Origin of the sequence: Yinghuangia sp. ASG 101 (assembly GCF_021165735.1) — a bacterium.
GTDB lineage: Bacteria > Actinomycetota > Actinomycetes > Streptomycetales > Streptomycetaceae > Yinghuangia.
Window position 1 is genome coordinate 2200595 of the sequence record NZ_CP088911.1, and the last position, 11672, is coordinate 2212266.

General features: G+C 74.2%; 8 protein-coding genes. All 8 read right to left on the reverse strand.

What is annotated here, in order from left to right; translation table 11 throughout:
• Positions 1–38 precede the first annotated feature (38 nt).
• Complete coding sequence (locus LO772_RS09060; protein WP_231777875.1) at positions 39–1145, reverse strand: FHA domain-containing protein; 1107 nt, start codon at positions 1143–1145, stop codon at positions 39–41.
• A 177-nt stretch (positions 1146–1322) separates the two neighbouring features.
• Positions 1323–2687, reverse strand: a complete 1365-nt coding sequence (locus LO772_RS09065; protein WP_231777876.1) for a VWA domain-containing protein — start codon at positions 2685–2687, stop codon at positions 1323–1325.
• Positions 2688–2692: 5 nt separating this feature from the next.
• Positions 2693–3946 (reverse strand): protein phosphatase 2C domain-containing protein, encoded by a 1254-nt coding sequence (locus LO772_RS09070; RefSeq protein ID WP_231777877.1) that lies wholly within the window; start codon positions 3944–3946, stop codon positions 2693–2695.
• On the reverse strand, positions 3943–6465 hold the full coding sequence (locus LO772_RS09075; RefSeq protein WP_231777878.1) for a serine/threonine-protein kinase: 2523 nt from the start codon (positions 6463–6465) through the stop codon (positions 3943–3945). The genes LO772_RS09070 and LO772_RS09075 overlap by 4 nt, the downstream gene beginning before the upstream one ends.
• Positions 6452–7843: a hypothetical protein gene (locus LO772_RS09080; RefSeq protein WP_231777879.1), complete on the reverse strand. Its 1392-nt coding sequence runs from the start codon at positions 7841–7843 to the stop codon at positions 6452–6454. Before LO772_RS09080 ends, LO772_RS09075 begins: the two co-directional genes overlap by 14 nt.
• Positions 7840–8907 (reverse strand): transporter substrate-binding domain-containing protein, encoded by a 1068-nt coding sequence (locus LO772_RS09085; RefSeq protein ID WP_231777880.1) that lies wholly within the window; start codon positions 8905–8907, stop codon positions 7840–7842. Before LO772_RS09085 ends, LO772_RS09080 begins: the two co-directional genes overlap by 4 nt.
• Positions 8904–10235 carry a hypothetical protein gene (locus LO772_RS09090; RefSeq protein WP_231777881.1) on the reverse strand — a complete coding sequence of 444 codons (1332 nt, stop codon included), beginning with the start codon at positions 10233–10235 and terminating at the stop codon, positions 8904–8906. The genes LO772_RS09085 and LO772_RS09090 overlap by 4 nt, the downstream gene beginning before the upstream one ends.
• A 330-nt stretch (positions 10236–10565) precedes the next feature.
• Positions 10566–11393, reverse strand: coding sequence for an ABC transporter ATP-binding protein (locus tag LO772_RS09095; RefSeq protein ID WP_231779470.1), 828 nt, complete (start codon positions 11391–11393; stop codon positions 10566–10568).
• Positions 11394–11672 lie beyond the last annotated feature (279 nt).

An 11672-nucleotide genomic window follows, 5' to 3' on the forward strand; every position in this document is an offset into this window, starting at 1 on the left:
AGCGGCTCGTGGGCCGTTCGCCCGGGCCCTGCGTCGGCTCAGTGGAGTGCCGTCAGGCGGACCTCCAGGGTCGTCCACGCTCCCACGTGCACGCGGTCGCCGTCGTTGAGGCGGACCGGCACGCGGACGTTGACGGCCTCCAGGCCGCCGTTGATCGTGGTGCCGTTCGTCGACTCCTCGTCGGTCACCGACCACGCGCCGTCGGGGTCGCGGTTCAGGCTGACGTGGTGGTGGGAGATGCCCGGGTCGGACGGTGGCCCGGACAGGTCGATCTCTATGTCGGGCCCGCTGCCGCCGGATCCGCGGCGGCCCACGCGGACGTGGTCGCCGTGCAGCACGACCTCCCACGGCTCGTGGTAGTCGGGGAACCGCATGGCGTGGGCGTCGGGGCCGCCCTGCGCGACGACGCGGTCGAAGTAGTCCCGGTCCGCGGTGACGCGCAGCGTCCAGACGTACTGCGGCTGCGTCTGGAGCGGCTGCGGGAGGCCCGGCGGCGGCGGGACGACGACCTGGCCCGGGCCCATGACCGTGCCTCCGCCGTACTCGTCGGCGTAGGGCTGGCCGGTGCCCCCGTAACCGGCCTGCGGGTCCGCGGGCGGGTAGCCCTGCTGCTGCGGGTACGGCGCGTAGCCGCCGCCGGTCTGACCGGAGTATCCGTGGGTGGTCTGACCGGGAACGGACTGCTGGGAATAGCCCTGCTGCTCGCCGTAGACGTACGGGTTCTGCGCCATCTGGCCGGGTGGGCCCGTCTGGTGGCCGCCCTGGCCGGTCTGGCCCCCCTGGCCGGTCTGGCCGCTCTGCCCGGTCTGGCCGCTCTGGCCGGTCTGGGCCGACTGGCCCGCCTGCATCGCGTGCCCCGTCTGGCCCGACTGCGACCCATACCCCGTCGGGTCGTACCCGCCCGCGGGCGGGTACTCGGTCGGCACGGGAACCGGTGTCGTGCCGAACTCGTGGCGGCACGCCTCGCAGTAGCGAGCGCCGTTGTCGCGCCGGGTCCGGCACATCGGGCACAACTCGGCCGCGGCGGGGCCCTGGCCGTGGTCGAGACCGCCGAACTGCTGCATGCCCTGCCCCTCGATCGGAAGCCTGCACGTATCGCAGAAGGCCTCGTCGACCGAGTGGTGGCCGCGCGGACATATCGCCATGTCAGCACCTCCTGTCGTCGTGACGGTGACGCCCGCCGGACTGGGGCGGCTCGCGTACGCTCGGGCCGTTCGGCCTGGAGGGCAGATTACGCGGTGCCGCCGCCCCCTGCCGCACCGTGCCGTGCCCGGCCCGGGCCGGCGCCCGCGAACCCGCCGTCGTCCCGGTGGTGTTCGTCGTCACCCGTTGCCGTCGGTCCGGGCGGCGGACGCGGTGCCCGTACGGGGTTTGCGCAGTCGCGACGTCTTGACCGAGTCCACGTTGATCCGCATCACGTCGGCGTCGTCGACGTCCTTGCGCAGCTTGATCGTCCCGGTGACGGGGTCCTCGTCGACGAGCTTCCGGATCAGCTGGGCGGTGTACTCGTCCTCCGACTGCCGCGCGAGGTCGAGCGCCCGCCGCAGCTTCGCGGTCGCCAGGTCGTCGTGGCCCTCGTCGCGGGCCGACAGGCCCTCCTGGATCTCCTTGGCCATCTCGGTGCGGCCGGTGTAGAGCGCGACTTCCTTGTTGATCTCGGTGAACAGCTGTTCGTCCTCGGTCCATTCGGCGAACACACCGATCCGGGTCAGCTCGGACTCGGTGCCGTCGGCGCCGCGGGAGACCAGGCTCACGACGCCCACCCGCACCGGGTCGTTCAGGTCGCCCGGCGCGACCTCCAGGCACACGTGGTAGTCGCGGCTCTCGTCGCCCCACGCGCCCGTGGGGTAGTCGCCGATGTTGCCGCCGACGTCGGTGCGACGGTGCGTCAGATCCTCGATGGACGGCCGTACTTGCTTGACGAACTTCACCCGCGTCGCGCCGACCGTGCGCAGCCGCAGCGAGACGTCGGCGACGGCCTTGCCCATCGCGCCCTCGATCATCTCGGTGAAGTCCGCGATGAGGTCGGCCGGGTCGGCGACGATCGCGAGGCTGCCGAGCAATCCCGAGGCGACCTGCCGCAGTTCGGCGACGACCCAGTCGGTGCCCACGCCGCGGCAGTCACACGTGAAGACGCCCTGGCAGGCCTGGATCGCGGCGGCCAGGTCGGCCGGCGTCTCGCTCTCGTCCTTGCCGTCGGTGAGCAGGATGGCGTGCCGGATGGCGTGCGGGTACGGCTCCAGCAGCCGCCGCGCGGCGAGCAGCCACTGCCCCATCGCGGTGCCGCCGCGCGCCCGGAGGCGGTCGACCGCGCGCTTGGCCTCGCGGCGCGTGTGGTCGTCGAGCGGTACGAGGCGCTCGTCGGTCGGGTAGACCATCGACGCCATGCCGGTGCCCGCCACGACCGCGAACAGCGTCCCCTCGCGCAGCGAGTCGATCGCGGCCTTGGTCGCCAGTTTCGCCGACGACAGCTTCGTGCCCGGGTAGTCCATCGACCCGGAGGTGTCGACGAGGATCACCTCGGCGGCGAGCCCGCCGCGCGGCCCGGCGGCGGCACCGGCCGCGGCACCGGTCGCGGTGACCGTGGCGACCGCGTGGACCTCGCTCCCGCCCGTGGGGAGGTACTGGTTCTGGAAGACCTCGACGTTGAAGGCGGGTTCGCCGGTGGGGTTCTCGTGGGGTGCCATGGCGGCTACTCCTTCGGTTCCGACCCGACATGCGCTGCGGGTGGGAAGGGGACTAGGGCGACGGTGATGTTGTCGGCGCCACCGCATTGCAGGGCGTAGTCGGTCAACTCCTGTGCGGCGCGCATCGGTTGCGCCAGCCCGTGGGGCAGGGCGAAAGCCGAGAGCGCCTGGGCCGGCTGCACGTAGTTCCACAGCCCGTCGCTGCACAGCAGCACCGCGCCGGGGGTGTTGGGCCGCAGCGTGGTCACGCGGGCGCGTACCTCGCCGGCGTCCGCGCCGAGCCACGAGACGATCGCGTGGGCCCGGCTGTCGGCGAACGCCTGCGCCTCGGTCATCTGCCCGCACGCGACCATGCGGGCGGCCCACGAGTCGTCCTCGGTCAGCTGCGACGCCGGGGTGGGCACCCGGATCGTGCTCTCGGACTCCTCGGGGGGCTCCGCGGGCCACGCGGGCTCGGGCAGGGCGATGCGCACCGATTCGCGGGCGGCCTCGGGCACCGGGTACGCGGCGGCGGGCGGCTCGTGCGGGTCGCCGGCCGCGGTGCCGTCGACGGACAGCCAGTAGGCGCGGCTGTCGCCGACCCAGCCGATCGTGACGGTCTCCGGCGTGACGACAGCGGACACGTACGTGCACGCCGGGGCGTTCCCCTCGGCCTCGCCGGGACCGGCCAGGCGGGCGACGGCACTCGCCGCCGCCGCTGCCGCCGCGCGGGTGGCCGCCTCGGGGCCCGCGCCCCCGCGCAGCGCCGCGACGAGCGCCCCGGACGCGGTGCTCGCCGCGGTCGCGGACGCGTCGTCGGGGCGCGGCGACGACGACACCCCGTCGCAGACCACCGCGACGACGATCGGCCCGGTGTGCGGGGTGTCGACGATGTCGATCGCCATGGCGTCCTCGTTGCGGCGGTGCCGCAGGCCGCGGTCGCTCATCCCGGCGGCGATGCCGATGTCGAACGCCATCGAGTCGCGCGGGTTGTACGCGCGCCCGCACACCTCGCACCAGCCGTCGGCGCTGATCGTGGCCGTCCGGCACGTGCGGCACACCGCGGACGCGAACTGCCCGCGCCTGGGGGCGCGTTCGGCGACCGGGCGGGGCGGCGCGGCGCGGCGCAGGTCGTACCCGCACGCCTCGCAGAAGTTGTCCCCGGGCCGCGACGCGACGCCGCAGTTCGGGCACCCGTACGCGGGCGCCTCGCCGTTGGACGCGCCCACCGCGGAGGTCACGCCGTGCGGCCCCGGCCCGCTCGTGCCCACGGGGATCACACCCAGGTCCTGGGACGCACTTCGTTGGCCTTGTCCACCAGTCTCACCCGTTCGTCGGTGCGGTCGACGTGGCGCGCGAGCGAGCGGTAGGTGCTCTCCAGGGCGAACCGCAGGCGTCGTTCGTCGAGCGCGCTGCCGAGCACCGCCCCGCCGCGCCCGGTCGCGCCGGCCCTGCCGTGCCGCACCCATTCGAGGGCGGCGCCGAGCAGGTCGGCGGCGAGGCGGTCGTACGCCTCACCGGTCAGCGGCAGCGCCTCCAGGTGCGCGGAGGCCTGCAACAGGTCGTCTTCCAAGGGCTCTTGCGGGTTGCGGTCGCACACGCGCGTACGGAGCGCGGCGGTCTGCGCGGCGACGTGGTTGGCGGAGGTGTTGGGCACCGATTCGAGCGTCGCGACGGCGTCGGCGCGTTGCCCGGCGGCGAGTTGGCAGCGGGCCAGGCCGAACGCCGCGCTGACGTACGAGCGGTCGGTGTTCCACACGCCCTGGTATTCGCGGGCCGCCTGGGCGTGCCGCCCGGTCTGCTCCAGGCACAGGCCCAGGGCGAGGCGCGGCGCGGGTTCGCCGGGGAGCAGCGAGCGCACGGCGTCGAACGCGGCGAGGGCGTCGGTGGTGCGGCTCTCGGCGAGCGAGGCCAGCCCGCGGTACCAGACGAGCCGCCAGTCGTCGGCGTCGATGTCGTCGAGGAACGCCTCAGCCCGCTCGATCTGCCCGCGTTCGATGCACACGTAGGCCAGGCGCAGCGTCGCCTCGGCGGACTGGATGCCGGCGGTGGTGACGGCGGCGAGGAGTTCGTCGGGGTCGTTGGTCGGCAGCGACGCGAGCAGGCCCGCGGCCGGGTCCTCGGCGTCGACGCGCGGCACCGGCAGACCGGCGGCGACCTCCAGCGGGGTGGGGGCGTTCGGGGCGTGCCACGCGGTGACGTCGGTGTGCGCGACGCGGGTTTCCGGGCCGAACAGGCCCGACAGCGCGGGCTTGGGCTCGCCGGTGCGGGCGGCGACGACCTCGCGCAGCACGCCGAGGCACTGCTCGGCGAGGTCGGACGCCGCGGCGAAGCGGTGTTCGGGCTCGGGGTGGGTGGCGCGCAGCAGGAGCCGGTGGAACGACTCGAACTCCTGGAACAAGGGCACCGAACTCGCGGGCGGCAGGCTGTGCTTCCACTCGCGGGTGAAGTTCGCGAACGGGAAGCTGAGCACCGCCATCGCGCGGCCGACCGTGTAGAGGTCGGACTCGGGTGTCGGGCCGATCTGGTAGTCCTCGCCGTGCTCGTCCTTGAGGATCTTGCCGATCTCGGGGGCCTGGTAGCCGAACGTGCCGAAGATGGCCCCGGTGTCGTCGTCGATCGCGCGGACCGCGCCCATGTCGATCAGCTTGAGCTGGTCGTCACTCTGGATGACGTTGTCGGGCTTGAAGTCGCAGTAGACCAGGCCGCGGCCGTGCAGGTGGCCGAACGCGGGCAGGATCTCGATCGCGTACGCCAGCACCTGTTCGACGGGCAGCGTGGCACGCCGGTCGCCGGTTTCGACGCGGCGGTTCTCCAGGAGTTCCTTGAGCGACATGCCGCCCACGTACTCCATGACGATGTACGGCTCGGGTTCGCCGGTGTAGCGGTCCTTGTGCGTCACGACGCTGTGGACCGTGACGATGTTGGGGTGCTGGATGCGCGAGAGCGTGCGCTGTTCGGCGACGGCGGCCTCGACCGCGTCGGGGTCGTTGCTGCCGAGGAGGCCCTTGAGCACGACCCACATGTCGTGGAGCTTGGTGTCCTTCGCGAGGTACACCCAGCCGAAACCGCCGCGGGCCAGGCAGCCGACGACGCGGTAGTGCTCGACCATGTCGCCGGGTTCGAGCTTGGGGGCGAACGAGAACGGCGTCCCGTCGTGCGCGCAGAAGCCGTTGGCGATGCCGGGCTGCCCGTCGCGTCCCCGGCCCACGGGACGGCCGCAGTTCTCGTCGCGGCAGAAGCGGCGCTCCTCGGGGACGACCGGGTCGCGCATGAGGAGTTTCGCGGGGTCGCGGACGTTGACCGCGGGGATCTCCACGATGCCCGCGCCGAGGCGGCGCGCGCTGGCGGCGCCGGCCCGGCGGGACGTGCGGCCGGAGGTGCGGCCGGTGCGTCCGGACTGCCCGGTCGACGTCGTGCCGGACCGGACGCTGCCGGAACGGCCGGTGCCGGGCAGGCCGGTGCCGCCCAGGCCGCCGTCGAGGCCGCTGGCGAGCACGGGGTCGCGGCCGGACGCGGAGGTGCCGGAGGGCGGGGCGGACCCGCCTTGCGCGGGGACGGCCCCGGCGGTCGACTTGAGCGGCGCGCGTCCGCACGCCTCGCAGTAGCCGTCCTCGTCGAGGGGACCGACGCCGCAGTCGGGGCGGTTGCACCCCGTCGCGGGAGCGGGTGCGGGGGCGGAGGCGGAGGACGCCGGGGCGGCGCCCGCTCCCGCCTTGAGCGGCGCGCGTCCGCACGCGTCGCAGTAGCCGTCCGGGTCGATCGACCCGTCGCAGCCGGGACGGTTACACAGTGTCATGGTTCTCGCCTTCCCCCCTCGGCCGGGCGGCCCGGTCTTCGTGGTGGATGCCCCGGGGAGCGGGGCGGACCGTGTGGTGGTGGGTGCCGGGGCGGTCGGCCCGGCCGGACGCGGTGGCTTCCCGGGTGCCGGGGCGGCGGTTCGCGAACCCCGGCGTGGTGACGGCGTGTTGGTAGTCGGCGACGAGGCCCGCGGCCACGTCCAGGTCGCACGGCGCGCGCCACAGCACGGTGTACGCCCGGTGGTGGAGTTCTTCCAACGCCTCGTCCTCTCCGCGTCCCCGGCCCCCGGCCATCGCACGGTACGCCTGGAGCAGGCCCCGTAGTTCGGCGCGCCGGGCCATCAGGGCGTCCAGGTCGTCGCGCGCGGTCCGCAGGCGTTCCGCGGACGCCGTCGTGTCCCGTTCCAACGCGCCGAGGTGCGAGGACAGTTCCGACCACGCCTCGCGGGCGCGCAGCGCGGCGACCTGGTCGACACCGGCCCGCAGCGGGCCCACGAGAGCGGGGATCTCGGGGACCGGCCCGGCGATGCGGGTGACGACGTGGGCGCGGCGGCGGCGACCCTCGGCCTCGTCGGCGGCGAGCGCGTCGACGTCGGCGGTGACGCGGCCGAGGCGTTCCTCGTAGCGCTCCTGGAGCTGCCGCAGGTGCCTGAGGCGGTCGCGGACGTCGTGCAGGTCGTTCTCGAGGGCGTCCACGTCGACGCCCGCGACGACGGAGCCGCCCTTGTCGGCGGCGAAGCGCAGCGGATCGGCGGCGACCCGGGCGCGGGCGTCGCCGAGGCGGCGCCGCACCTCCGCGACGATCCCGGCCTCGGCGGGCGGCGCGGCGGCGCCGAGCCGGTCGAGCAGGGCGTCGGTCTCGGCGATCGCGGCCTCGACGCGGTCCAGGCGCGGCAGCAGCGCGGACCACACGTCGTCGACGGCGGCGACGACGCGGGTCGCGCGCTGCCAGACGGTGTTCATCTCGGCGACGAGCTCGTCGAAGGTGACCGCGCGCAACGACGCGTCGGGGCCGACCAGTTCGCGGCGGATGATGGACACGTCCCGGCCCGGGACGCGGATGGACGCGGTGGTCAGCAGCCGGGCCAGCTCGTCGAGTTCGGCGCGGGTCGGGCGAAGGCGGCGGCCCCGTACGGCGCGTGCCTCGTCGAGGACGCCGCCGTACGCGGCGTGCAGGTCCCACAGGCGTCCGATGTCGGCGCGGCACGCGTCCCAGCGCTCGCGTGTGCGGCCGTCGAGGACGGCGCCCTCCAGGAGGCGGCGGCCGGGGTGTTCCTCCAGGGCCATGAGGCCCGCCGCGATGCTGTCGCGCTCGGCTTCGAGGCGGGCGATCTCGCGGTCGACGTGTTCGCGCGTCCACGCGCCGGGGCCGGTCACGGCGCGTCCCGCCACGCGGTGACGGCCGGGGGCCGCGGGTCGGGGGTGTCGACGGTGGGGGCGATGTACTTCCCGTACAGCGCGCTCCAGGTGCCGTCGTTCCGCAGCCTGGCGAGCACGGCGTTGACGAAGCGCACGAAGTCCGTGTGCTGCTTGGCGATCGGCATGGCGTACGGCTCGAGGCTGACGGGCTCGCCGACGATCTCGGTGTGGTTGGGGTCCAGCGCGCGCAGGCCGAACAGGATGTTCTCGTCCGTCGAGACGGCCTCGACCTCGCCCTTCTGGAGCTTGACGAGGCAGTCGGCCCAGGTGGCGCCGACGACGGGCACGACGCCGTACTTCGGGTCCATGATGGGGCCGAACGACCGCGAGCCGTTGACCGCGCACACGCGGTACCCGGCGAGGCCGGGCAGGCCCTCGCGGACGGGGGGCGGCAGGTCGGCGTCCTTCTGGATCAGGACGCGCTGCGTGGCGACGTAGTACACGTCGGAGAAGTCGACATTCTGGCGGCGCAGGCAGTCGACGGTCATGGTCATCGCCGCGATGTCGACGCGACCGTCCGCCACCGCCGTGTCGCGGTCCTTGTTGGGCAGGACCCGGAACTGGATGCGGTTGTCGACGGGGTCGCCGAAGATCGCCCGGGCGACCTCGCGGATCAGGTCGATGTCGAAGCCCTTGAGCCGGTTGTCGACCGGGTCGCGGTAGCCGAACGGGTAGGAGCTCTGGTCGATTCCGGCGATCAGGAAGCCCCGGTCGCGGATGCGCTGCATCGTGCTGTCGGTCGGCCACGAGCCGGGGGCGGGCACCGCGGCGGGCGGTTTGAGGCTCAGCTCGGGGTTGCCGCAGTCCGGCTGCGGGGGAGGGGCCGTGGGCGTCTCGGAGACGGTCGGCGGGGGCGGCAGCGGGAGGTCGACGGCGTGGTGGCCGGGGTCGGAGGAGCACGCCGCGAGCAGCAGCCCGCACGCGACCGCGAGCGCGGCGGGCCTCGCGCGCGGGCGCGAAACGGCGGGCGTACGAAGGCGGCTGCGGGCCCCGCGGCGGGAGGGGGTGCGGAGGAGGGTCACCGGTACTCCCCCACGCGGCGCGCGACGCCGTCCACGACGCCGACGGTGGCCACGGCGGCGAGCACGATCCCGCCGACCGCGAGGCCGTCGGTCGCCTGCCGGGCGTCGTCCACCGCGCGCCGGAAGTCGCGCTGGTCCTCGGTGATCACGTCGGTGAGTGCCTGTTCGGCACGCCGGAACGCCATCTGCGCGGCGCCGTCCGGCCGGATCACCATGCCGACGGCTGTGGAGAAGTCGGCGGCGTTGTACTTCGCCATGACCTCCCGGTCGGCGGCGATCCACGCGGCGACGGCCTCGCGGGCCTCGGCGATCCGGGGCGCGGTGGCGGAGTCGCCCGCGGACAGCGCGGCGGCGACCGCGAGTTCCTGTTTGCGCGGGGCGGCGGGCGGGTCGGCGGAGCGCTCGGCGTCACCCGCCAGGACCACGGTGTCGCCGGTCAGATCGCCGAAGTGGCCCTGCAACTGCTCGATGTACCGGGTGCTTTCGGTGCCGTTCTGGACGAGGATCTGGCTTTCCGCCGCGCGGGCCTGGAGCAGCGACAACTGCGCGTCGGCGACCACGTTCAGGGGCCGCCAGCCGTCGTCGCGGCTCCGCGCCAGCGCGTCGTACGCGGTCCCGAGGCCGAACGCCGTCCATCCGGCCAGCGCGGCCACCGACACGGTCGCGACGATCAGGCCCGGGTTGAAGACCCGCTTCGTGCGGCGCGCGAGCAGCACCTGCGCGGCCACCAGCACGGTCAGCGAACCCGCGCCCACGGCGATCGCCGCCCACGGCACGGACGTCGCCTCGCGGTGGTCGGCGCGCAGCCGTGCCGAGGCGACGTCGTGCAGTTTGACGGCGGCCGGCAGGATCTCCTGCTCCATCTGGCGCGACGCGGCCGTCAGGTACGCGGCGCCCAGTGAACTCCCTTGGCGGGCTTGGGTCTTGGCGCGCGCGACGTCTTCGCGGTAGCGGGGGATCCCGACGAACAGCTGCGACAGGAGCGTCCGGACGTTCCCGGTGGCCTCGGCGGACGCCACGGACTGGAGGATGAGCTGCGCGTTGTCGAGCGACGTCTCGTAGTCCTCGCGGACCGCGTTCGTCTCCACCCCGCCCTCCAGCAGGCTCGCCGCGGCACTGGCGTTGGCCTGCGCGAGCGCGCGGTACAGCTCCTGCGTGCGGAGGCCCATCGGCTCGCTGGTCGTCGCGACCCGGTCCGCGGCGTCCGCGCGTTCGCGCACGGAGGCGAACGTGAACCCGCCGACCAGCACGGTCGACACGGCCAGCAGCACACCGATCAGCGCCCAACGCCCCGGTGTGGTCCGCGCGCCGCGCACGACGCGCCGCACCCGAATCCTCGGCCGAGGCGCGGAATTCGGCCGACGAACCACCGTCGTCACCACCCGCCACCTCCCCGCCACACCAGCCCCGCACACGGCCTTCCCACCCCGGCCCCTTTCCCCGAAGCTATCGCGTGCACCAACCCATGCGCCCGATGGTCTTCCCTCAATCCACCTGCGCAAAAAGGGAAAACAACGACGGCGATCCGGCAATCACCGTGCGTGAGGGGAACGTTGACGCGAGGCGCCCCTGCCGGCGCCCCGAGAGCGGGATCCGCGGAACACGGAGGCGGTGCGGAGCGGCTGGGCGTGGTGTCGTCGGGCCGTGTCGGCGTGCGTTCAGCTTGGTGGGGTGAGCTGCGTGCGTGGGGAGTATGCCTGCCAGCGGGTGCCGTGGTAGGTGACCTCGATGGGGCGTCCGAAGCACTCGGTCAGGTGACGGCCCGTCAGCACGTCGTGGACGCGGCCGGCCGCCTGCACCCGGCCGTCGCGCAGCAGCAGCGCGTGCCCGATGTTCGGCGCCAGCTCCTCCAGGTGGTGCGTGACCGTGATCGTCGCGAGGTCGGGCCGCGCGGCGGCGAGCCGGTGCATCGCGTCGACGAGATCCTCGCGCGACGGCAGGTCCAGCGCGTTGAACGGCTCGTCCAACAGCAGCAGCCCGGGGGCGGCGATGAGCGCCCGCGCGATGAGGATGCGCGCGCGTTGTCCGCCCGAGCAGACCGCGTACGGACGGTCGGCCAGCTCCTTGAGGTCCAGCTCGGCGAGGAGTTCGTGCGCGCGCCGGTGGGTCGCGTCGTCGTACTTGCGCCACAGCGGCTGCACGGTCCCGGTGGCCCCGGTGAGCACGATCGTGTGCGCGGTCTCGTCGAGCGGCACCTTCTGCGCGCTGGAGACGAACCCGATGCGGGCCCGCAGCTCCCGGACGTCGACCCGGCCGAGCCGGTGGCCGAGCACGTCGACGGTGCCCTCGGTGGGGTGTGTGGTCGCGCCGAGCAGCCGCAGGATCGTCGTCTTGCCGGCCCCGTTCGCCCCGAGCAGCGCCCAGTGCTCGCCGGCGCGGACGGTCCAGTCGATGCCGTCGAGGATGACCTGGTCGGTCGTGAACCTGCGCACGGAGGCACCGGCCAGGGCGGCGACGACGGGGCGGGGCGAGGGGGCGGTCTCCACGGGTTCCTCCCGATGGCGAGGCGGCTGCCCCGCGACGATAGCTGTATCAGGCACGTTTCGGACTCCCTGTCCGGTCGGTGGGACGCCGTCCACGGCACGCCGTGTCAGGGGCCTGCCCACGCCGGCTCCGGTGCCGCCGGGGAGGACCGCGCCGGAACCGCCGCCGTCGTCGCGGTGTCAGCGCCGTGTCAGAGGCGGAGCCGTCCCGCGACGCGGCGGCTGTGCGCGCTCAGGGTGGTGTCAGCGCCGTGTGCGGGGGGTGACAGGTGGGCGCGGGAG

Coding starts and splice junctions, on each gene's coding strand:
- LO772_RS09075 (WP_231777878.1), bottom strand. CDS start 6,465: ATGACACTGTGTAACCGTCCCGGCTGCGACGGGTCGATCGACCCGGAC.
- LO772_RS09060 (WP_231777875.1), bottom strand. CDS start 1,145: ATGGCGATATGTCCGCGCGGCCACCACTCGGTCGACGAGGCCTTCTGC.
- LO772_RS09065 (WP_231777876.1), bottom strand. CDS start 2,687: ATGGCACCCCACGAGAACCCCACCGGCGAACCCGCCTTCAACGTCGAG.